This is a genomic window from Stenotrophomonas sp. FSL W7-1447, assembly GCF_037966425.1.
GTDB classification, from domain to species: Bacteria; Pseudomonadota; Gammaproteobacteria; order Xanthomonadales; family Xanthomonadaceae; genus Stenotrophomonas; species Stenotrophomonas pavanii.
Genome location: NZ_CP150199.1, coordinates 3,068,060 through 3,089,467, shown reverse-complemented (window position 1 = coordinate 3,089,467; position 21,408 = coordinate 3,068,060). Strand labels below are relative to the sequence as shown.

The 21,408-nt window shown below is 67.5% G+C and carries 21 protein-coding genes and 1 pseudogene; 12 read left to right on the top strand and 10 right to left on the bottom strand.

Translation table 11 applies throughout. From position 1 onward, the window contains the following. Positions 1 to 73: 73 nt before the first annotated feature. The 3 genes from NSQ78_RS14515 to NSQ78_RS14505 all read right to left on the bottom strand — a co-directional run bounded on the left by NSQ78_RS14515 (position 74) and on the right by NSQ78_RS14505 (position 3,542). Positions 74 to 1,945: an ABC transporter ATP-binding protein gene (locus NSQ78_RS14515; RefSeq protein ID WP_064238867.1), complete on the bottom strand. Its 1,872-nt coding sequence runs from the start codon at positions 1,943 to 1,945 to the stop codon at positions 74 to 76. Positions 1,946 to 2,159: 214 nt separating this feature from the next. Next, positions 2,160 to 2,609, bottom strand: a complete 450-nt coding sequence (locus tag NSQ78_RS14510; protein WP_064238866.1) for a carboxymuconolactone decarboxylase family protein — start codon at positions 2,607 to 2,609, stop codon at positions 2,160 to 2,162. A gap of 33 nt (positions 2,610 to 2,642) precedes the next feature. Beyond that, the gene (locus NSQ78_RS14505; RefSeq protein WP_064238865.1) at positions 2,643 to 3,542 is read right to left on the bottom strand and encodes an RNA polymerase sigma-70 factor; all 900 of its coding nucleotides are present in this window, start codon (positions 3,540 to 3,542) and stop codon (positions 2,643 to 2,645) included. 146 nt (positions 3,543 to 3,688) lie between these two features. On the opposite strand from NSQ78_RS14505, the gene NSQ78_RS14500 reads away from it, so the two are divergent. From NSQ78_RS14500 to NSQ78_RS14490, 3 genes are all read left to right on the top strand, one after another. Then, complete coding sequence (locus tag NSQ78_RS14500) at positions 3,689 to 5,206, top strand: fumarate hydratase (protein WP_049466799.1); 1,518 nt, start codon at positions 3,689 to 3,691, stop codon at positions 5,204 to 5,206. Between the two features lie 124 nt (positions 5,207 to 5,330). Beyond that, entirely contained in the window at positions 5,331 to 5,669 is a 339-nt protein-coding gene (locus NSQ78_RS14495) for a hypothetical protein (RefSeq protein WP_064238864.1), read from the top strand. A 57-nt stretch (positions 5,670 to 5,726) separates the two neighbouring features. Continuing rightward, positions 5,727 to 6,362: a glutathione S-transferase family protein gene (locus NSQ78_RS14490; protein WP_064238863.1), complete on the top strand. Its 636-nt coding sequence runs from the start codon at positions 5,727 to 5,729 to the stop codon at positions 6,360 to 6,362. Positions 6,363 to 6,432: 70 nt separating this feature from the next. Here the strand turns inward: NSQ78_RS14490 and arsC are convergent, their stop codons facing one another. The 3 genes from arsC to NSQ78_RS14475 form a co-directional block, all read right to left on the bottom strand. After that, a complete protein-coding gene (gene arsC, locus NSQ78_RS14485; protein ID WP_053460850.1) occupies positions 6,433 to 6,774 on the bottom strand; it encodes an arsenate reductase (glutaredoxin) in 342 nt (113 codons plus the stop codon). Then, a complete protein-coding gene (locus tag NSQ78_RS14480; RefSeq protein ID WP_049466684.1) occupies positions 6,774 to 7,928 on the bottom strand; it encodes a phospholipase A in 1,155 nt (384 codons plus the stop codon). The genes arsC and NSQ78_RS14480 overlap by 1 nt, the downstream gene beginning before the upstream one ends. A gap of 118 nt (positions 7,929 to 8,046) precedes the next feature. Further along, on the bottom strand, positions 8,047 to 8,532 hold the full coding sequence (locus NSQ78_RS14475; protein ID WP_064238862.1) for a DUF456 domain-containing protein: 486 nt from the start codon (positions 8,530 to 8,532) through the stop codon (positions 8,047 to 8,049). Between the two features lie 234 nt (positions 8,533 to 8,766). Between NSQ78_RS14475 and NSQ78_RS14470 the strand changes: the two genes are divergently transcribed. After that, the gene (locus tag NSQ78_RS14470) at positions 8,767 to 8,976 is read left to right on the top strand and encodes a cold-shock protein (protein ID WP_014647720.1); all 210 of its coding nucleotides are present in this window, start codon (positions 8,767 to 8,769) and stop codon (positions 8,974 to 8,976) included. A 72-nt stretch (positions 8,977 to 9,048) separates the two neighbouring features. Here NSQ78_RS14470 and NSQ78_RS14465 read toward each other — a convergent pair whose 3' ends face one another. Together NSQ78_RS14465 and NSQ78_RS14460 are read right to left on the bottom strand one after the other, a co-directional pair. Continuing rightward, entirely contained in the window at positions 9,049 to 9,543 is a 495-nt protein-coding gene (locus NSQ78_RS14465) for a glycine zipper 2TM domain-containing protein (protein WP_005417545.1), read from the bottom strand. Between the two features lie 136 nt (positions 9,544 to 9,679). Next, a pseudogene (locus tag NSQ78_RS14460) lies at positions 9,680 to 10,113 on the bottom strand (hypothetical protein). A gap of 78 nt (positions 10,114 to 10,191) precedes the next feature. Between NSQ78_RS14460 and NSQ78_RS14455 the strand changes: the two are divergent. Next, positions 10,192 to 11,019 (top strand): tRNA threonylcarbamoyladenosine dehydratase, encoded by an 828-nt coding sequence (locus NSQ78_RS14455; protein ID WP_049466679.1) that lies wholly within the window; start codon positions 10,192 to 10,194, stop codon positions 11,017 to 11,019. Between the two features lie 77 nt (positions 11,020 to 11,096). On the opposite strand, the gene NSQ78_RS14450 is transcribed toward NSQ78_RS14455, so the two are convergent. Beyond that, positions 11,097 to 11,870, bottom strand: a complete 774-nt coding sequence (locus NSQ78_RS14450; protein ID WP_057495051.1) for a TatD family hydrolase — start codon at positions 11,868 to 11,870, stop codon at positions 11,097 to 11,099. After that, positions 11,867 to 12,082 (bottom strand): DUF6116 family protein, encoded by a 216-nt coding sequence (locus tag NSQ78_RS14445; protein ID WP_049466674.1) that lies wholly within the window; start codon positions 12,080 to 12,082, stop codon positions 11,867 to 11,869. The genes NSQ78_RS14450 and NSQ78_RS14445 overlap by 4 nt, the downstream gene beginning before the upstream one ends. A gap of 163 nt (positions 12,083 to 12,245) precedes the next feature. On the opposite strand from NSQ78_RS14445, the gene NSQ78_RS14440 reads away from it, so the two are divergent. The 7 genes from NSQ78_RS14440 (at position 12,246) to NSQ78_RS14410 (ending at position 21,241) form a co-directional block, all read left to right on the top strand. After that, positions 12,246 to 13,091, top strand: a complete 846-nt coding sequence (locus NSQ78_RS14440) for a glycine zipper 2TM domain-containing protein (protein WP_049466688.1) — start codon at positions 12,246 to 12,248, stop codon at positions 13,089 to 13,091. A gap of 124 nt (positions 13,092 to 13,215) precedes the next feature. Beyond that, the gene (locus NSQ78_RS14435; RefSeq protein ID WP_053460845.1) at positions 13,216 to 13,758 is read left to right on the top strand and encodes a GNAT family N-acetyltransferase; all 543 of its coding nucleotides are present in this window, start codon (positions 13,216 to 13,218) and stop codon (positions 13,756 to 13,758) included. Between the two features lie 212 nt (positions 13,759 to 13,970). Then, the gene (locus NSQ78_RS14430; protein ID WP_064239669.1) at positions 13,971 to 14,627 is read left to right on the top strand and encodes a glutathione S-transferase family protein; all 657 of its coding nucleotides are present in this window, start codon (positions 13,971 to 13,973) and stop codon (positions 14,625 to 14,627) included. 61 nt (positions 14,628 to 14,688) lie between these two features. Then, on the top strand, positions 14,689 to 16,968 hold the full coding sequence (locus tag NSQ78_RS14425; RefSeq protein ID WP_149901951.1) for a thiamine pyrophosphate-dependent enzyme: 2,280 nt from the start codon (positions 14,689 to 14,691) through the stop codon (positions 16,966 to 16,968). 3 nt (positions 16,969 to 16,971) lie between these two features. Then, on the top strand, positions 16,972 to 18,915 hold the full coding sequence (gene asnB / locus NSQ78_RS14420) for an asparagine synthase (glutamine-hydrolyzing) (protein WP_064238860.1): 1,944 nt from the start codon (positions 16,972 to 16,974) through the stop codon (positions 18,913 to 18,915). Positions 18,916 to 18,981: 66 nt separating this feature from the next. Continuing rightward, on the top strand, positions 18,982 to 19,542 hold the full coding sequence (locus NSQ78_RS14415; protein WP_049467617.1) for an NAD(P)H-dependent oxidoreductase: 561 nt from the start codon (positions 18,982 to 18,984) through the stop codon (positions 19,540 to 19,542). Between the two features lie 268 nt (positions 19,543 to 19,810). After that, positions 19,811 to 21,241: a replicative DNA helicase gene (locus NSQ78_RS14410; protein ID WP_014647708.1), complete on the top strand. Its 1,431-nt coding sequence runs from the start codon at positions 19,811 to 19,813 to the stop codon at positions 21,239 to 21,241. Positions 21,242 to 21,408 lie beyond the last annotated feature (167 nt).

The window sequence follows — 21,408 nt, the reverse complement described above, 5'->3', positions numbered from 1 at the left end:
TCTATCGAAAGTCGTCGGAGGTGATTCTATCTCAAATGAGACAGGTTCTCATTGGGCGGAACGAGAGGCGTTCTCAGCGGTAACCGGCCGCCTGCAGCTCGAACAGTTCGGCGTAGCGGCCGCCCTGCGCCATCAGCTGCTCATGGGTGCCGCTGGCCTCGATGCGGCCATCGGCCAGCACCAGGATGCGGTCGGCCATGCGTACCGAGGAAAAACGGTGGGAGATCAGCACTGCGGTGCGATTATCCGCCAGTTCCCTGAACCGCTGGAACACGTCGAACTCACTGCGCGCATCCAGCGCGGCGGTGGGCTCGTCGAGGATCATCACCTGCGCGTTGCGCATCCAGGCGCGGGCGATGGCGATCTTCTGCCATTGGCCGCCGGACAGGTCCACGCCCTGCTTGAAGCGACGGCCGATTTGCTGGTCGTAGCCGCCGGGCAGGTCGTCGATCACTTCCTCGGCCATGCCACGCCGTGCCGCGTCGGCGATGCGCGCCTGGTCGTCCATCGCCTCGACCTGGCCGACGCCGATGTTCTCACCCGCGCTGAGGTTGTAGCGCACGAAGTCCTGGAAGATCACCCCGAGGTTGGCACGCAGGTCGTCCAGGTCGTAGTCGCGCAGGTCGCGGCCATCGAGCAGGATGCGGCCCTCGTCCGGTTCGTACAGGCGTGCCAGCAGCTTGACCAGGGTGGTCTTGCCGGCGCCGTTCTCTCCCACCAGGGCCAGCACTTCGCCGGCGTGCAGCTGGAAATCCAGATGGCGCACCGCCCACTGTTCGGCATCGGGATAGCGGAAGCCGACGTCCTCGAACACGAAGCCCTGGCGGATCGGCTGCGGCACGCGCACCGCCCCTTCGCGCGAGTGGATCTCCGGCTGGATCTGGAAGAACGAGAACAGGTCATCCAGGTACAGCGCCTGGCTGGCCACCTGCGAGAATCCGATCAGCAGGCCCTCCAGCAGCTGGCGCAGGCGCAGGAAGCTGCCAGCGAGGAAGGTCAGGTCGCCGATCGTGAAATCGCCGCGCACCGTGCGCCAGGCGATGTAGGCGTAGGCGGTGTAATAGCCCAGCGTGCCGAGCGCGGCCAGCAGCGTGCCCCAGAACGCGCGGCGCCGGGCCAGTGCGCGGTTGGCCAGGAACAGCGCCACCGACAGGCGCCGGTAGCGCTCCACCAGGAAGCGGTGCAGGTTGTAGATCTTCACTTCCTTGGCCGTTTCCACGCTGGCACCCAACTGGCGCAGGTAGTCGAGCTGGCGGCGCTCGGGCGTCCACTGGAAGTTGAGGCTGTAGCCGGCCGCATTGAAGTGCGATTCGCCGATGAAGGCCGGCACCAGTGCCAGCGCCAGCAGCAGGATCAGCCACGGCGCATAGACCAGCAGGCCGATGGCGAGGCTGGCCACGGTGATCGCATCCTGCACCTGGCCGAACAGCTGGCTCATCAGGTTCATCCGGCCCATGGTCTGGCGCCGTGCACGGTCCAGCTTGTCCTGCAGGTCCGGGTCCTCGAAGTCCTCCAGATCCAGCGTCGCGGCGTGTTCCATCAGGCGGATGCTGGTGGCGTTGGCGAACAGTTCCGAGAGCAGCGCATCGGCATAGCTGACCAGCCGGCCGAGCAGGTCCGAGGCGATGGCCAGGCCGAATTCCAGCGCCAGCAGGCCCAGCAGTGGATTGAGCAGTCCGCTGGACAGCGCCTCGCCCAGTGGAGGGAAGCCGGCACCGTGCTGGCTCAGCTGCAGGGCGCTGTCGATGATCAGCTTGCCGACGTACAGCATCGCCACCGGCAGCAGCGCCCGGATCAGCCGCAGGCCAAGGCTGGCCAGGGTGAGCGCGGGGCTGGTCTGCCACACCATGCGCAGGAATGGCGGCAGGTTGCGCATCGCCTTGAAGCGCTGGCGCAGGCTGGGTTTCTTCGCGGCGGCGGCGCCAGCGGTGGGGGAAGCAGGCATGCGCGTATTGTGCGCGCCTGCTACGTGCAGAGGGGGTCAGTGCAGCCGTGTGGCCGGCACCGGGGTCAGATCCCTTTGCCACGCAAAGGGATCGACCCTCCCGCATCCACGCGTGGCGTGGACCCACCCCGCCAACCCACAGTAGCGCCGGCTTTTGATGTTGCTCTGGGTGTTGCCTCTGCGGGTGCCGGGCGGCAGCCCGGCCAGCCCCCCGTTACGGCAGCGGCGGCAGCAACCCCGCACCGAGGCGGTTCCAGGCATTGATCACCGCGATGCCCATGCTCAGGTCACTGATGCCCTTCTCATCGAAGTGCGGTGCCAGTGCATCGAACGCCGCCTGCGACGGTGCGCCGTCGGTCAGCCGGGTCAGCGCCTCGGCCCAGCCCAGTGCCGCGCGCTCTCGCGCATCGAAGAAGCGGCTTTCGTGCCAGGCCAGCAGGGTGTCCAGCTTGCGCGGCTCGATGCCGCCCTTGCGCAGGGCCGTGCCGTGCATGTCCATGCAGTAGCCGCAGCCGTTGAGCTGCGACACGCGCAGGAACACCAGTTCCATCAGGGCCGGATCGATCGAGCTGTCATGCACGGCCTGGCTGGTGGCCAGCAGGCCCTTGAAGGCCTCGGCGGCCAGGCGGATGTAGGGAACGCGGGGAGAGGTGTGGTTGGACATCGTGGGCTCCAGGGCGGCCACGATGGCCGCCTTTCACTCCCAGGACGCCGCAGCACCATCGCGCGTGACAACCCTCGGCAGCTTTTCCGGATTCAGCACGCTGTAGACATTGGCGATGCGGCCGTCGACCACTTCGATGGTGGTGACCGAGTGCAGGCGCTCGCCGTGGAAGCGCAGGATCGCCGGTTCGCCATTGACATAGCCCAGCTGCGCCGGATGCGCCGCGCCGCGGCGGGCGATGGCCCAGAACAGGCGGCCGATGCGCTCGGCGCCCCGCAGCGGGCGGATCGCGGCGGTGACCACGCCGCCACCGTCGGAGACCAGCAGCGCGTTGGCGTGCAGCAGGGCCTGGATCGCTTCGCTGTCGCCGCGCTGCGAGGCGTCCATGAAGCGCGCCAGCAGCTGCCGGTGCTGGCTGGCATCGGCGTTGAAGCGCGGCCGTCCGGCGTGCAGGCGCTGCCGGGCACGGTGTACCAGCTGCCGGCAGTTGGCTTCGCTGTGGCCGATCAGGTCGGCGATTTCGCGGTAGTCGTGATCGAAGGCCTCCTTCAGCAGGAACGCGGCGCGTTCCTCGGGGCCGAGCTGTTCGAGCAGGGTCAGGAAGGCGACCGAGACGTCGTCGGCCAGCGCATGCAGCTGCGCCGGTCCGGGTGCCGGGTCGGGCTCCAGCGTGACCGCCAGCGGCTCGGCCAGCCACGGGCCGACGTAGTGCACGCGCTCGCGCCTGGCCGCGCGCAGCCGGTCCAGACCCAGCCGGGTGGTGGTGGTGACCAGCCACGCCTCGGGGTCGCGGACGCTGGCCGGATCGGCGCCGGACCAGCGCAACCAGGCGTCCTGGACCACGTCTTCGGCGTCGGCGCGACTGCCGAGCAGGCGGTAGGCCAGGGCCATCAGGCGCGGGCGGTGGGTCTGGAAGGCGGTTTCGGCGTTCATGGGGGCAAGGACGCCGCAGCGGCGCGTGGCGTGACAGAGCGTCGGGGGAATCTTGCCGGCCAGCGGCCGGCACTACCACCCCGGGGCCGGGGGAGGGGGTAAAATGGGCGGATTACCCCCGCCAGCCTCGAGCAAGCGAGCAAGCCGTGACATCGATCAAGCAGGAAGACCTCATCCAGTCCATCGCCGACGCGCTGCAGTACATCTCGTACTACCACCCGGTCGACTACATCAAGAACCTTGCCGCCGCCTACGAGCGCGAGGAGTCGCCGGCCGCGAAGGAAGCGATGGCGCAGATCCTGATCAATTCGCGGATGTGCGCGGAAGGCCACCGCCCGATCTGCCAGGACACCGGCATCGTCACCGTGTTCCTGGAAATCGGCATGGACGTGCGCTGGGATGACGCCACCATGGGCGTGGAAGACATGGCCAATGAAGGCGTGCGCCGCGCCTACATGCACCCGGACAACAAGCTGCGCGCCTCGGTGCTGGCCGATCCGGCCGGCAAGCGCATCAACACCAAGGACAACACCCCGGGCGTGGTCAACGTCAAGGTGGTGCCGGGCAACACGGTCGACGTGATCGTCGCCGCCAAGGGCGGTGGTTCGGAAGCGAAGACCAAGTTCGCGATGCTCAACCCGTCCGACTCCATCGTCGACTGGGTGCTGAAGACCGTGCCGACCATGGGCGCCGGCTGGTGCCCGCCGGGCATGCTCGGCATCGGCATCGGTGGCACCGCCGAAAAGGCGATGCTGCTGGCCAAGGAAGCGCTGATGGAACCGATCGACATCACCGAGCTGCAGGCCCGTGGCGCGTCCAACCGCATCGAAGAGCTGCGCCTGGAGCTGTACGAGAAGGTCAACGCGCTGGGCATTGGTGCGCAGGGCCTGGGTGGCCTGACCACCGTGCTCGACATCAAGATCAAGGATTACCCGACCCACGCGGCCAACCTGCCGGTGGCGATGATCCCGAACTGCGCGGCCACCCGCCATGCGCACTTCACCCTGGATGGCAGCGGCCCGGTGATGCTGGATCCGCCGTCGCTGGAAGACTGGCCGAAGCTGACCTATGACGCGTCCAAGGGCACCCGGGTGGACCTGGACACGATCACCCCGGAGGACGTGGCCAGCTGGAAGCCGGGCCAGACCCTGCTGCTCAACGGCAAGCTGCTGACCGGCCGCGACGCCGCGCACAAGCGCATGGTCGACATGCTCAACAAGGGCGAGGAACTGCCGGTCGACCTGAAGGGGCGTTTCATCTACTACGTGGGCCCGGTCGATCCGGTGCGCGACGAGGTGGTGGGTCCGGCCGGCCCGACCACGGCGACCCGCATGGACAAGTTCACCGAGCAGGTACTGGCACAGACCGGCCTGCTGGGCATGGTCGGCAAGGCCGAGCGCGGCCCGGCCGCGATCGAGGCGATCAAGAAGCACAAGTCGGCCTACCTGATGGCCGTCGGTGGTTCGGCCTACCTGGTGTCGAAGGCGATCAAGGCGGCCAAGGTCGTTGGCTTCGCCGACCTGGGCATGGAAGCGATCTACGAGTTCACCGTGCAGGACATGCCGGTGACCGTGGCGGTCGATTCCACCGGTGAATCGGTGCACAAGACCGGCCCGCGCGAATGGCAGGCCCGCATCGGCAAGATTCCGGTGGTGGTGGAGTAAGTCCGCCCGCTTCGATCCAGACGACGGCGCCCGTGTGGCGCCGTTGTTGTATCTGGAGGCAGGATTAACGCGCCTGTAGCCCGGGCTCTGCTACGGTCGGCACACCCTCACACAGGACGTGTCCATGGCCCTGCATCGATTCATCGTCGCCGGCGTGCTGCTGGCCCTGGCCGGCTGCAGCACCCCGGCGTCGTACGAAGGCGCGGATTTCCCTGCATCGGCACAATGCCGCATGCAGTGCCAGGCCAGCTACCGCAGCTGCATGGCGCAGAATGACTCCCTCGGCAGCCGCCAGAGCAATTGCGAGCAACAGGTGGTGCCGGCGCCGGACAAGCGCTGCAAGGACGTGGACAACCCGGACCTGCGCCGTGCCTGCGAACTGAAGACGCATGAGTGCACGCTGCGCGCGCCGATGATGTCCTGTGGCGAGCGCCGCGATAGCTGCATGAGCAGCTGCGGCTGAGCAGCGCTCATCGGCGAGGCGCATAATTGGCCGGTCCACCCGCACAGGATCCGCCGCATGAGCACCACGCTGTATGGTTCGACAAGCACCGCCGCCCTGGTGGTGCACTGGCTGCTGATCGAACTCGGCATCGAGCACGAACTGGTGCTGCTGGATTTCGACGCACGCGAGCACAAGTCGGCCGAGTACCTGGCACTGAACCCTGCTGGCGTGGTGCCGACGCTGCTGATCGATGGCCGGGTCCTGACCGAAGCGGCGGCGATCGCGCTGTACCTGGCCGACCGTCATCCCGAGGCCGGCCTGTTGCCGGCGCTGGGCACAGCCGAGCGCGGTGATGCCTACCGCTGGATGTTCTGGTGCGCCAATACGCTGCAGCCGGCCTACCGGGCCTGGTTCTATCCGCACGAAGTGGCCGGAGAAGCGAACATCGACGCCAGCCGCGAGAGGGCGCGCCAGCGCCTGGAACATGCATGGCAGCACGTGGCCACGCACCTGCAGGCGCACGGCCCGTACCTGCTGGGCGCCGCGCCCTGCGCGGCTGACTACATGCTGGTGATGCTGATGCGCTGGTCACGCAACATGCCCCGGCCCAGCGACACCTGGCCGGCGCTCAAGACGCATGCCACGGCGATGAAGGCGCGCCCGGCGTTCGCCGAGGTGTACCGCCGCGAAGGCATCACCGACTGGCGGTAACCAGAAAAGGGGACGGAGGGGATTAAGTCGTTTGTGCACAAACGACTTAATCCCCTCCGTCCCCTTTCCGTTACAGGATCTCCAGCACCGTTTCCGGTGGGCGGCACAGGCGGGTGCCCTTGGGCGTGCGCACCACCGGGCGGTTGATCAGCCGCGGGTGTGCGGCCATCGCTGCCAGCAGGGTGTTTTCATCGGCACCGTCCAGGCCCAGTTCGGCGAACTGGGCTTCCTTGCTGCGCACCAGCGCCTGCGCGTCCAGCCCGGATTCGGCCAGTACCTGGCGCAGCATGGCCACGTCGGGAGGACTGTCCAGGTAGTCGATCACCACCGGGTCGAAGCCTGCGTCGCGGATCAGCTTCAGTGCCCCGCGCGAGTTGCTGCAGGCGGGGTTGTGCCAGATCGTCACGGTCATCAGAACCATTCCAGCAGCGATACGCCCACGCCCACATAGGTGGCCTTGTGGTTGTAGTCGATCAGGCTCTCGCCGTAGCCATCGAAGATCTGCACGTGGCCACGCAGCAGGTTGCTGATCGGGAAGCCGTAGTCCAGCTGCAGCGCGCCGTGCGAGCGGTTGCCGGTGCGCAGCGAATGACGCGCCATGAGCGAGACTTCATGCCCGTTGCGGTTCCAGGTCAGGGTCGCGTCACCACGGCCCATGTAATCCTCGATGTCCGGATTGTTGTCTTCGCTGCGGGTCTCCGGAATGCGGTACCACGGGCGCAGCACCAGTGCCCAGTTCTCGCGGTCCAGGCCGACGTTGAGCATGACCCGGTTCCAGCTGCGCGAGAGCGGATCGGCCCGCCCGTTGGACTGGTGGTTGAGGCTGATGCCGGTCATCCGTCCGCGCCAGCCACCGATCGAGTAGCCGTTGCGGAACACCATCATCACTTCCGGCTCGTAATTGGTCTCGCGGAACGGACGCGAATCCTCGCTGTTGTAGGCCTGCCAGCGCGAACTCTGGGTGTAGCCGGCCCAGATGTCGCCGTTGTCGCCGAACAGGTTCTCGGCGATCTTGGTCTTGAAGCTGATCTGGAACTTCAGCTCGGCACTGTCGAGTACCTGCGGCGTGGTCACGCTGTTGGCCGGGTTCGGCGAGTGCGGCATGGTGTTGCGGTCGCTGGTCCAGAACGCGGGCAGCAGGTACACCGGCTTGTAGGCACGCAGCTGGAACGGCCCCAGCTTGGAGTCCTCGGCCAGTTCCCAGCGGCTGTCCAGCAGCGAACCGCGGCCGGCGTTGGCCAGTGCGCTGTCCGGCGTCGCCGGGCGGAACAGGTCGCTGACCCGCTCGCGCAGCTTCTCCTCGCCCTGGCTCACGGCGGCGGTCTGCCGCTCTTCGCGGCGTGCCTGCGCCGCCGCTTCGGCGGCCGCATCGGCGGCGGCGGTGGCCTCCGGGGTACGCCCGAACAGGCGGTCATAGCAGGCCAGGCGGGCCGCATCGGTGGTGATCGCCGCGCAAGCGGCCGGCGAGGTGTCTGTGCTGGGCGCGAACTCCTGCGCAGCCAGCGGGGCACTGGCCAGGGCAAGCGCCAGCGGCGCCAGACGGGGAAGCAGCGTGGGGAGGGTCATTGCAGCAGGCCCTTCGGTGAATTCGGGAATCGCACAGTGTGGCGGCTGCACCGGGGCACGGCCAGCCCCACGGTTTATGCACGGTCACCGCGTGCGTGTGGCGTGAAGGCGGTCCGCCTCAGAAGAACCAGGCGAATGCGAACAGGCCCAGCATCGCGATCACCACCGCCAGTTTCAGCGCCAGCCCCAGCAGGATGCCGAGCCAGGTGGCCAGGCCGACCTTGGTCGAGCGGCCGAGTTCGCGGGTGTGCCAGTACTCGCCGAGCAGGGCGCCGATCAGCGGTCCGGCGAACAGGCCGATCGGCATGAAGAACAGGCCGACGATGCTGCCGGCAAAGGTTCCCCAGAGCGCCTTGCGGCTGGCGCCGACGCGCTGTGCGCCGACCACCGTGGCCAGCACGTCGGCCAGCAGCGAAAACACGGTCAGCACGCCCAACGCGACCAGGGTAGGCCAGCCGACATGGGCAAAGTCGTCGGCCCACGCGGCCAGCAGCAGACCGATGAAGACCAGCGGGATGCCCGGGAGCGCCGGCAGGACGATGCCGGCGATGCCGATCAGGACAAAAATGACCGCTAGCAGATACAAGATGAATGAGAGTCCCATGCTGTCCCGTATGGTGGTCGTTTTGGGGTTGACAGTGAAGGATTTTGCCAGTTGCTTTTTCGTTTTGGGCGGGTTAAGTTGCAGTCGCTGAGCTTGGCAAGGTCACCGTGGATCGTGGCCTGATGAAGCAAGATCTTCCCGATCCGCTGCATCGATGCACCTCGCTTCCCCCTTGCTTGTCAGCCGCCCACCAGGCGTTTCCAACAACAAGAGAGAGTCAAAGGGAGTAGTGAGATGGCTGAGCGCGAGACCGGTACCGTAAAGTGGTTCAATGATGCGAAGGGCTTCGGCTTCATCAGCCGGCAGAATGGCGAGGACGTGTTCGTGCACTTCCGCGCCATCGAGACCCAGGGCTTCAAGAGCCTCAAGGAAGGCCAGACTGTGAGCTTTGAAGTCGTGCAGGGCCAGAAGGGCCTGCAGGCTGACAAGGTGCAGCCGGTGTAATACCCGCCGCCCGTCGGCACGAAAAAGGCCCGCGCAAGCGGGCCTTTTTCGTTGCCGGTCGCCCGCAGCAGGTCAGCGCAGGATGACCTTGCCGTTGACCACGCGCACGTAGGTGTTCTCGCGGATGCCACCCAGATCGCGCTGGTTGACCACGATGGTGCGGCCATCATCCATGCGCACGCTGATGTCGTAGGTATCGCTGGTGACGTTCTTCTGGATCTGGTTGCCGGCCAGGGCGCCACCGACCGCGCCTGCGGCGGCGGCGATGTTCTTGTTGCCACGGCTGCCACCGGTGTGGTCGGAGATTTCATGGCCGGCCACGGCGCCGACGATGCCGCCGAGGATCGCGCCGGTCGCGCTGGGCGCGGTGCGGCCCGAGGGCACGGTGTTGATGCGGGTGACGATGCCACAGTCAGCGCAACGGCCCTGGTTGTAACCGCCATTGTTGCCGTAGCCGCCGTTGTTGTAGCCGTTGTTGTAACCACCGCCGCTGTAACCGGGCGAGGTGGCACAGCCAGCCAGCGCGAGGGTAGCGATGGCGCTGGCGGCGATGAGCTGGATCTTCATGGGGCGTCTCCTGGCCGTGAAGGCGGGTGGGTTGGGTGGTACTGCGTCGTGCAGCAGGGTGGACGAATCCTCTCCTTTCGAACGTGAACAACGCGCCAACCGTGCGCGTGCTGCCCGGCTGCAGGATGAATGCGGCTCAGCGGAAATCCTGATGGCAGGCGCGGCAGTCCGCCTGCAGGGTTTCGACCACCTGGGCCAGCGCCTTGCAGTCGCGTGGCGGCGAGGCCAGGGCCGTGTTGAGGTTGCCGCGCAGCTGGCTGGCGTGCTGCTGGAACTGCGCACTGTCCTTCAGCCCCGGAAAGGCCAGGTCCAGGTCGTTGGACAGCAGGCGCAGCGCCTGCAGCCGCGGCACGCTGTCGGCCAGGGTGCAGCGGTTCTGCTGCTGGGCCTGCTGCAGCAACTGCGTCTGCCGCTGCATGACCTGCATCAGGCTGCCCGGGAACGGATCGCGGCGGGCCTGCAGGGCCCGGCTCACCATCACCGTGGCTATCAGGCCGATCAGCAGGCCCAGGCAGAGCACGAACAGGTAGCGGTGGGCGGCGGACAGGCGCGTGGCGGGCTGGCGTTCATGCGGGCTCTCCGGACATGCAACGGTGGGTTCGATGCCGGCACGCGCAGGCGCCGGCGCCTGCACGTTAAAATAGCTTGATGAACGAACAGGTAAAACAGCGCTTTGCCGGCATCGAACGGCTGTATGGCGTCGGCGCACTCGAGCGCCTGCAGGGCAGCCGCGTGGCGGTGGTGGGCATGGGGGGCGTCGGCTCGTGGGTGGTGGAGGCGCTGGCCCGTTCGGCGGTCGGCCACCTGACCCTGATCGATGCCGATGACATCTGCGTCTCCAACACCAACCGGCAGCTGCCGGCGATGGAAGGCAACTACGGTCGCAACAAGGCCGAGGCGATGGCCGAGCGCTGCCGTGCGATCAACCCGGACATCGGGGTCGACGCGGTGCAGGCATTCCTGACCGTGTCCAACATGGCCGAGCTGCTGGACCGTGGTTTCGATCTGGTGATCGACGCCTGCGACAGCTTCCGGGTCAAGGTCGAGACGATTGCCTGGTGCCGCCGCCGCAAGCTGCCGCTGCTGACCGTCGGCGCTGCTGGCGGGCGCACCGACCCGACCCTGGTGCGCATCCGCGATGTGTCGCGCACCGAGCACGATGCCATGCTGGCGCTGATCCGCAAGAAGCTGCGCAGCGAGTTCAATTTCCCGAAGAACGCCAAGCGTTATTTCGGCGTGCCGGCGGTGTATTCGCTGGAGAACGTGAAGTATCCGCAGGCCGATGGCAGTGTCTGCGGCATCCGGCCGAACCTGGGCGCCGATGCGGCGTTGAAGCTGGATTGCGGTGCTGGCCTGGGCGCGGCGACCCACATCACCGGTGCGTTCGCCTTCGCCGCAGTCGGCAAGGCGCTGGAAATGCTGCTGGAGCCGAAGAAGGTGAAGGCTGAAGTGGTCGAGGATGACGCCGAGGCGTGATGGTAGTGCCGGCCGCTGGCCGGCAACTCCGGAATGATCGAATCAGCGCTGGTGCCGGCCGGGGGCCGGCAGTACCGTTAGAGCGCCGGCAGCGCGAACAGCCGCCGTGCGTTTTCCGTGGTGATCCGGGCCACTGCCTCCAGCTCCATCCCGCGCAGTGCAGCCACGTGACGGGCGATGGTTGCCAAGCGCGCCGGTTCATTGCGCTGGCCACGGATGCCCGCGTCGGGCTGGTCGGGTGCGTCGGTTTCCAGCAGCAGCTGTTCCAGTGGCATGTCGCGCACCAGCCGCTGCAGGCGCTGGGCACGCTCATAGGTCAGCGGACCGCCAAGACCCAGCAGGAAGCCTTGTTTGTGCAGTTGCGCGGCCTGTTCGGGGCTGCCGGAAAAACTGTGCACCACGCCGCGCAGGCCGCCGATGCGGCGGATCGCGGCGATCACCGCGTCCACCGCGCGTCGCGCGTGGACGATCACCGGCAGGTCGAATTCACGGGCCAGTTCCAGCTGGCCGATGAAATACGCCTGCTGGGCCTCGGCATCCAGTCCTTCGACGAAGAAGTCGAGGCCGCATTCACCGATCGCGCAGGGGCGTTCGCGCGCGATCCACTCGCGCAGCAGCGGCAGGTGCCCAGGCTGGTGCTCGGCCAGGAACATCGGGTGCAGGCCATAGGCCGGGTGCAGTCCCGGTGCCTGCCGGCAGACCTCGCGCAGCTTCGGCCAGCTGGCAGCGGTCACCGCGGGCACGACCTGCAGGCGCACGCCTGCGGCCTGCGCGCGTGCGATCACGGCGGCGCGGTCACTGTCGAACTCGCCGGCATCGAGATGGCAGTGGCTGTCGACCAGCAGGTTCAACGCTGCTCCAGCGGGGGCGGCGTGGCCGTGTTGCGATTCTTCCAGTTGGCCAGCAGCAGCGTGCCGAAGCCGAGCACCAGCTCATCGACGAACGGGATCGGGTCCGGGATGAACAAGGTCAGCACGAACAGGCCGGCGGTGAGCTTGAACAGGGTGGGGTAGCGCAGCCGGCGCGCCCATTGCAGTACCGGCAGCAGCATCGGGTTGGCCATGGCGGGAATCCTCGTGGGGAATATGCAAACGCTACCACGGGCCCAGCATTTCCCGATGCTGAATGGGTTACAGGAATGAGCAGGAAATGTGGAGATTCCGTTCAGGCAGCGCGTGCTGCAATCTGCTTCGAGAACGTTGCGGATGGTCCGCAAGGAGCAGGTCATGAAAAGCACAACTACAACTGTCCTGGTCGCAGCGGGCGCGCTGCTGGTCGGTGGCATCGCCACCGCCGCCTTCATGAAGAGTGGCGACCGCTCGCCCGATTCCATCAGCGCCGCAACCCCCAATGGCGAGTCGCGCCTGGTCGATGGCAACGCCACCGACGATGGCGCACGTGGTGACACGCTGGCCCCGTCCGCGCCGCGCGGGCTGGAGTACGCCGACGTGCTGAAGGTCGACCCGATCACCGAGAAGCAGAAGGCCTATGCCACCGTGATCGGAACCGATCCGGTGCGCGAGACCTCCACCACCCAGACCCCGCACGAGGTCTGCCAGGACGTGACGGTGCAGGAACGCCTGCCGGAACGTGATGGCAACGTCGGCGGCACCGTGGTTGGCGCGGTGGTCGGTGGCCTGCTCGGCAACCAGGTCGGTGGCGGCAACGGCAAGAAGGCCGCGACCGCAGCCGGTGCGGTGGCCGGTGGCTTCATCGGCAACCAGATCGACAAGCGCCACGTGGGCGGTCGCGTGGTCAATCGCACCGAGCGCCAGTGCCACACCGAGACCGCAACCTCCGAGTCGAGCCGCGTCACCGGTTACAACGTGACCTATCGCAACGAGGACGGCACCACCGGCACCATGCGCATGGCCAGCAAGCCGGGCAGCCGCATCGCCATGGGCACCAATGATGTGGTGAAGGGCTACAACGTGACCTATCGCTACGACGGCGCCGAGAAGACCGTGCGCATGGACAACAAGCCGGCCAGCGATCGCCTGCCGGTGGTCGATGGTCAGCTGGTCACGCAGACCGCCGCAGCCGGTGCCACCGCCGCAGCGACGCGCCAGTAATCCCAGGCAACCGCAGTACCCGACGGGCCGGCACATGCCGGCCCGTTCTGTTGCAGCCGGTGGTGTTCATCCGCACGGCGGGGCAATCCACCATCATGGACGTTCCCTTCGACATGGAGTCGGCATGAGCATCTTCGACCTGCGCATCGAAACCGAGCGGCTGATCCTGCGCCCGCTGCTGCGCGAAGACTACGAGCCGTATCTGGCGTTCTGCGCCGACGAGGCCACGATGCGTACCCTGGGCGGCGTGCAGCCCCCCTCGGTGGCCTGGCGCGGTTTCTGCAGCCTGGCTGGTGCCTGGCAGCTGTTCGGCTTCTCGATGTTCAGCGTGATCGAGAAAGCCAGTGGCGAATGGATCGGGCGGATGGGACCGTGGCAGCCGCAGGACTGGCCAGGTACCGAAGTCGGCTGGGGCATCCGCCATGCCAGCTGGGGCAGGGGCTACGCGCCGGAGGCGGCGGTCGCGGCGATCGACTGGGCGTTCGACACGCTCGGGTGGGATGAGGTGATCCACACCATCGCCGAGAACAACGACAACTCGCGGGCCGTGGCGCGAAAGCTGGGCAGCACCCTGCTGCGCATGGGGGAGCTGCCCGCGCCCTACAACGACAAGCCGATGCAGATCTGGGGGCAGTCGCGCGAGCAGTGGCGGCAACGCGCGCGCTGAGCGTGGCCAGGTAGTGCCGGCCGCTGGTAGGCAATCGCTTGGATCCAGCCGCATCGAGGTTGCTTACCAGCGGCCGGCACTACCGACTGCATCGAGGTTGTGAAGCCAGCGGTAACGACCGCGTTGCCATGCTGCACCCGCGCTTGGCATTCATCGGCGTGCTTGCCAGACTGCACGCAGCCGGCCGCCGGCCGGATACGAGGGAGCAGGCAATGGTGGAAGAGCGGGTCCCGTTGACGGTGCACGGCATGTCGGTGTCAGGCAATTGCCACAAGGTCCGCCTGCTGCTGGAGCAGCTCGGCAGCCGCTACCGCTGGGTGGAGGTGGACAGTGCCCATGGGCAGACCCATACCCCCGAGTTCCTTGCGCTGAACCCCAATGCCAAGGTGCCGCTGATCGTCCGCGACGATGGACGTGTGTTGACCGAGTCCAATGCGATCCTGTTCTGGCTGGCCGAAGGCACGCCGTACCTGCCCAGCGATGGATGGGAGCGCGCGCAGGCGCTGAGCTGGATGTTCTTCGAGCAGTACACGCACGAGCCGTGCGTCGCAGTAGCGCGTTTCATCCGTGGCTGGACCTCGGCGGATTCACCGCGCCGCGCCGAACTGCCACGGTTGCACGAACGTGCCGCCAGCGCGCTGGCGGTGATGGAACAGCACCTGCGCCAGGCACGCTGGTTCACCGGCAGCGGCTACGGCATTGCCGATATCGCGCTGTTCGCCTACACCGATGTGGCAGGCGAGGGCGGCATCAGCCTGGAGCCTTTCCCCGAGGTGCGCGCCTGGCTGCAGCGGGTGCGTGGGCAACCCCGCTTCCTGCCGATGCCGGCGGTGACCGCCGAGGTACGCGCGCGATTCGAGGCCGCGTGATGCCCGCAGCGTAGCGCCGGGCACGCCCGGTGGAATGCAACAACGACACGGAGGGTGTTCGATGTTTGCTGTGGTCCCGGATCCGATCCCCGCGCGCATGCGCGTGCTCAACCGCGCCGAGGTGTGCGACGCCAATTTCCTCGAGGCGGTGCGTGGTTGGCGGGGTACCGCGCGCGCGCGCCCTGCGCCGGACGCGCCGATCCTGCCGGGCAGCACGCTCAGCGCCGCGGCGTTCGGCGAACTGTTCGATTCGCAGCTGGCCAGCCGCCAGCTGGACCTGATGGCCCGCGTCCTGCGCGTGCAGAACAAGGTCTTCTACACCATCGGTTCGTCCGGCCATGAAGGCAACGCGCTGCTGGCGCGGGCCTGCCGGCATACCGACCCGGCGTTCCTGCACTATCGCTCCGGTGCCTTCATGGCCGAGCGTTCGCGCCAGGTGCCGGGCATCGATCCGTTGCGCGATGCCGCGCTTTCGTTCGCCGCCAGCGCCGACGATCCGGCCAGCGGGGGCCGGCACAAGGTGTGGGGCAGCAAGCCACTGTGGGTGCTGCCGCAGACCTCGACCATCGCTTCGCACCTGCCCAAGGCACTGGGCACCGCACTGGCCATCGAGAGTGGCAAGCGACTGGGCCACGCGCTTCCCATTCCGGCCGACAGCATCGTGCTGTGCTCGTTCGGCGATGCCTCAGCCAACCATGCCACCGCACAGACCGCATTCAACACCGCGATGTGGTCGGCTTACCAGAAGCTGCCGGCGCCGGTCCTGTTCGTCTGCGAGGACAACGGCCTGGGCATTTCGGTGAAGACGCCGGAGGGCTGGATCGCCGAGCGTTTCGGCCGGCAGCCGGGGCTGGACTACTTCTTCGCCGATGGCCTTGACCTGGCCGTGGGGCATGCCCAGGTGCAGGCCGCGGTGGACCATTGCCGGCGCACCCGGCGGCCGACTTTCCTGCATCTGCGCACCACGCGCCTGATGGGCCACGCCGGCACCGACTTCGAAGTGGAATGGCGCCCGTTGCCGGAGCTGTGCGCGGCCGAGGCGCAGGATCCGCTGCTGCGCTCGGCGCAGATCGCGCTGGAATCGGGCTGGATGGATGCGGCAGCCGTCGAGACCGCCTACGAGACGATGCGTGCGCGCTGCATGGCCGCCGCCGCCGAGGCCGAAGGACGGCCGAAGCTGCAGTCGCTGCAGGCGGTGATGGCGCCGCTTGCGCCGTACACGCCGGCTGCGGTGCAGGCCGAAGCGCGGCGCGAGGTGCCCGCTGCGACGCGCGAAGCGCTGTATGGCGGTGCGCAGGCCCTGCCCGAACGGCAGCCGCCACGCCACCTCGCGATCCAGATCAACCACGTCCTGCAGGAACTGCTGGCGAAGTATCCGCAGAGCCTGCTGTTCGGCGAGGATGTCGCGCAGAAGGGCGGTGTCTACACCGTCACCAAGGATCTGCTGCGCCGCTTCGGCCCACGCCGGGTGTTCAACACCCTGCTGGACGAGACCATGATCCTGGGCATGGCGCAGGGCCTGGCCAACCTGGGCATGCTGCCGATTCCGGAGATCCAGTACCTGGCCTATCTGCACAACGCCATCGACCAGGTGCGTGGCGAAGCGTGTTCGCTGCAGTTCTTCTCCAACGACCAGTTCCGCAACCCGATGCTGGTGCGGGTGGCCGGGCTGGGCTACCAGAAGGGCTTCGGTGGCCACTTCCACAATGACAACTCGGTCACCGCGCTGCGCGACATTCCCGGCCTGGTGGTGGGCTGCCCCTCGCGCGGCGACGACGCGGTGATGATGCTGCGCACGCTGGCCGCACTGGCGCGGGTGGATGGGCGCGTGGCGGTATTCCTGGAGCCGATCGCGTTGTACATGAGCAAGGACCTGCACGAAGCGGGGGATGGCCAGTGGTTGTTCGACTACCCGGCACAGGGCCAGGCGCTGGTGCCGGGCGAGGGCCGGGTCTACGCACCGGAGGCCGGAGACCTGGTGATCTACACCTATGGCAATGGCGTGCCGATGGCGTTGCGCGCGGCGCGGGCCATCGAGCAGCAGCTGGGCTGGCAGGTGCGGGTGGTCGACCTGCGCTGGCTGGTACCGCTGGATGCCGGCTTCATCGCCGCCCAGGCCGCCAGCGCGCGGCGGGTGCTGGTGCTGGACGAAGGCCGCCACAGCGGCGGAGTGGGTGAGGGCGTGGTCACGGCGCTGGTCGAGGCCGGATTCGGCCACCTGCCGCTGCGCCGGGTCTGTGGCGCCGACACCTACACGCCGCTGGCGGGGGCAGCAATGTTCGGGCTTCCAAGCGACAATGCGGTGATTGGCGCCGCCCTCGACCTGGCGCAGGAACCCTGATGCATGTGTGGATTGGCGGGAATGTTGTTGCCGGCGCCGCTGGCGTCGGCCGAGGCACTGCAGGCGCAGGCCCTGGCCATGGGCCAGGCGCTGCACCACCGCGGGCCGGATGATGGCGGCAGCTGGGTCGATGCCGAGGCCGGCATCGCGCTGGCGCATCGCCGGCTGAGCATCCTCGACCTGTCCCCGCTGGGCCACCAGCCGATGGCCTCGGCCGACGGCCGCTACGTGATGGCGTACAACGGCGAGGTCTACAACTTCGCCGCCCTGCGTGAACAGCTGGAGCCGCTGGGGCACACCTTCCGCGGCCACTCCGATACCGAAGTGCTGCTGGCGGCGATCCTGCAGTGGGGCGTGGAAGACACGCTGCAGCGCTGCAACGGCATGTTCGCCATCGCGCTGTGGGACCGCCAGCAGCATTGCCTGTGGCTGGCGCGCGACCGTGTCGGCAAGAAGCCGCTGTACTACGGCTGGGCCGGCGACACGCTGGTGTTCGGTTCGGAACTGAAGGCGTTGTGGCAGCACCCGGCGTTCGACAACGACATCGATCGCGATGCATTGACCCTGCTGCTGCGGCTGGACTACATCCCGGCGCCGCACAGCATCCACCAGCGCTGCTACAAGCTGATGCCGGGCCGCGTGCTGCGCCTGGACGCGGCCGCTGTCGCTGCAGGGGCCGCCGCACATCGCCCGGAGCAGGCGCAGCGCCCGTACTGGGACGCGCGTGCGCGCATGCAGGCCGCGCTGGCCGCACCGTTCCAGGGCCGCATCGAGGAGGCCGAGGAACAGCTGGACGCATTGCTGCGCGACGCGGTGGCGCTGCGCATGGTGGCCGACGTGCCGGTCGGCGTGTTCCTGTCCGGCGGCACCGACTCATCGCTGGTGGCGGCGCTGATGCAGGCGCAGAGCGGGCAGCCGGTGCACAGCTTCAGCATCGGCTTCACCGGTTCGGGGCACGATGAGGCACCGCTTGCCCGCGAACTGGCCACCCACCTGGGCTGCGATCACACCGAGCTGTACGTCAGCGGCGCCGACGCCCTGGCGGTGGTGCCGCAGTTGCCATCGATGTTCGATGAACCTTTCGCCGACGCTTCGCAGGTGCCGACTGCGCTGGTCGCCCGGCTGGCGCGGCAGGGGGTGACCGTGGCGCTGTCCGGCGACGGTGGCGATGAGCTGTTCTTCGGCTACACCCGCTATGTACGCGCGCTGCGCAACTGGCAGATGCTCTGCCGCGTGCCGGGGCCGCTGCGGCGCTGGATGGGGGCACGCGCGCAGCAGCAGGGCGAGGCCTCGCGGACCGGCGGCCTGGCCGCGCTGCTGGCCGAGACCGGCGCGCGTGGCATCGGCGACGTCTACCGCAACCGCATTTCGCGCTGGCGCGACCCGGCGGCGGCGGTACCCGGTGCGCAGGCGGCCGGCAGCTTCTACGACCTGGCCGATCCGCTGCACGGCGCGGGTACGCCGGCCGATGCAATGATGCTGGCCGATTTCGTGACCTACCTGCCGGACGACCTGTTGTGCAAGGTCGACCGTACCTCGATGGCGGTCAGCCTGGAGGCGCGCGCGCCACTGCTGGACTGGCGCGTGGCCGAGTTCGCCTGGTCGCTGCCACTGGGCTTCAAGCGCAGCGAGACCACCAGCAAGGTGCTGCTCAAGCGCGTGCTGGGGCGCTATGTGCCGCATTCGATGGTGCACCGCCCCAAGCGTGGCTTCGGCGCACCGGTCAGCGACTGGCTGAAGGGCGACCTGCGCCCGTGGGCCGAGGACCTGCTGCAGCCGTCGCGGCTGGAGCGCGAGGGCGTGTTGTCGGCGTCGGCGGTGCAGCCACTGTGGCAGCAGTTCCTGGCGGGGCAGCGCAAGTGGCATACCCATCTGTGGAACGTGCTGATGTTCCAGGCCTGGCAGGCGCATTGGCGCGACGTGCGCGCAGGAATTGCGGGGCGCTGATCTTCACCGGCCCGCACGTGCCCGGGGGCTAGGCTGGGCGTTCCGCACCGTGAGGAGAATGTCCCGATGTCCACCCCCACCATCGCCGTGTTCGTCGGCAGCCTGCGCAAGGACTCCTGCAACCGCAAGCTGGCCCATGCGCTGGAAAAGCTCGCCGGTGACCGCGCGCGCTTCCAGTACGTGCAGATCGGCGACCTGCCGTTGTACGACCAGGATTTCGACGCCGATTATCCGCCGCAGGGCACCCGGCTCAAGGACCAGGTGCGTGCTGCCGACGCGGTGCTGTTCGTGACGCCCGAGTACAACCGGTCGGTGCCCGGCGTGCTCAAGAACGCCATCGATATCGGATCGCGCCCCTATGGCGACAGTGCGTTTGCCGGCAAGCCGGCGGCGGTGATCGGTGCATCCATCGGCCAGATCGGCACCGCCGTGGCCCAGCAGCACCTGCGCAACAGCCTGGCCTTCCTGGACATGCACGTGCTTGGCCAGCCCGAGGCCTTCATCCACTTCAAGGACGGCCTGATCGATGCCGACGGCACGATCCACAACGAAGGCACGCAGAAGTTCCTGCAGGGCTATGTTGACCGCTTCCTGGCGCTGATCGCAGTGCACGCCAAGGGCGATTGACGCCTGCGGACGACCCGGCCGCGCCTGGGGGTCGGATCCTGACGCGCAGCGACGGGCTCCGACCCCGGGACGTTGATCTGCGATAATGTCCCGCTCGGGTGCCGCAAGGGCGCCCGTCGCAGGCAGTGCGACGCCCCCACGCCAGTCTGGCCAGGCGCCGGCGGATATCCCCCGTTTCTCCACGGCTTATCCACAGGCTTGTCCATGGTCGCCGGGGTCGGCGCATGCCTACACTCGTCTGGCCCACTTTTGCAGGAAACACCGCAGCATGTCCGCTCGTCCCGGCTTCCGTTCCAACCGCAGAGAGCGCGGTGATGGCTTCGATCGCGATCGCGACGAGTCGCGCATCGACCAGTTGCGGGTACCGCCGCATTCGGTGGAAGCCGAGCAGGCGGTGCTGGGCGGCCTGATGCTGGCGCCCGAGGCCTACGACCGGGTCAATGACCAGCTGACCGAGGGCGATTTCTACCGCCGCGACCACCAGATGATCTATCGCGCGATCCGCGAGCTGTCCGAGCGCGAGCGTCCGTTCGATGCGGTGACGCTGGGCGAGTGGTTCGAGTCGCAGGGCAAGATGGAACTGGTGGGTGATGGTGCCTACCTGATCGAGCTGGCCAGTACCACGCCGTCGGCTGCCAACATCGTGGCCTATGCCGAGATCGTGCGTGACAAGGCGGTGCTGCGGCAGCTGATCCAGGTCGGCACCGATATCGTCAACGATGGCTTCCAGCCCGAAGGCCGCGACAGCAGCGAGCTGCTGGCCTCGGCGGAAAAGAGCGTGTTTGCCATTGCCGAACAGGGCGCGCGTGGCCGTACCGATTTCGTGGCCATGCCCGGTGCGCTGAAGGATGCGTTCGAGGAACTGCGCAACCGCTTCGAGAACGGCGGCAACATCACCGGCCTGCCGACCGGCTACACCGATTTCGATGCGATGACCGCCGGCCTGCAGCCGACCGACCTGATCATCCTCGCGGCACGCCCGGCCATGGGCAAGACCACTTTCGCACTGAACATCGCCGAGTACGCGGCGATCAAGTCGAAGAAGGGCGTGGCGGTGTTCTCGATGGAAATGTCGGCATCGCAGCTGGCGATGCGCCTGATTTCCTCCAACGGCCGCATCAACGCGCAGCGCCTGCGTACCGGCCAGCTGGAAGACGAGGACTGGAGTCGCGTCACCAGCGCGATCAAGATGCTGAAGGAAACCAAGATCTTCATCGACGATACGCCGGGCGTGTCGCCGGAAGTGCTGCGCTCCAAGTGCCGCCGGCTGAAGCGCGAGCATGATCTCGGCCTGATCGTGATCGACTACCTGCAGCTGATGAGCGTGCCGGGCAACAGCGAAAACCGCGCCACCGAGATCTCGGAAATCTCGCGTTCGTTGAAGGGCCTGGCCAAGGAACTGAACGTACCGGTGATCGCGCTGTCACAGCTGAACCGCTCGCTGGAAACGCGTACCGACAAGCGCCCGGTGATGGCCGACCTTCGCGAGTCGGGCGCAATCGAGCAGGACGCGGACATGATCGTGTTCATCTACCGCGACGACTACTACAACAAGGAAAACTCGCCGGACAAGGGCCTGGCCGAGATCATCATCGGCAAGCACCGTGGTGGCCCGACCGGTTCGTGCAAGCTGAAGTTCTTCGGCGAATACACCCGCTTTGACAACCTGGCCCACGATTCGGTCGGTTCGTTCGAGTAACGGTCGTGCCGGGCGCTGGCCGGCAACCACCCGCCGGCCGGCAGACCATTCGAAACGCCGAGCGCCCGTCTGTGGCGTGTAAATGACATGTAACGCGACGCTTCTACGATTCCGCCGCTGCTGCCCTTCGACGCCGCCCTTCGGCGTCCAGCGTGCCCAAGGAATCC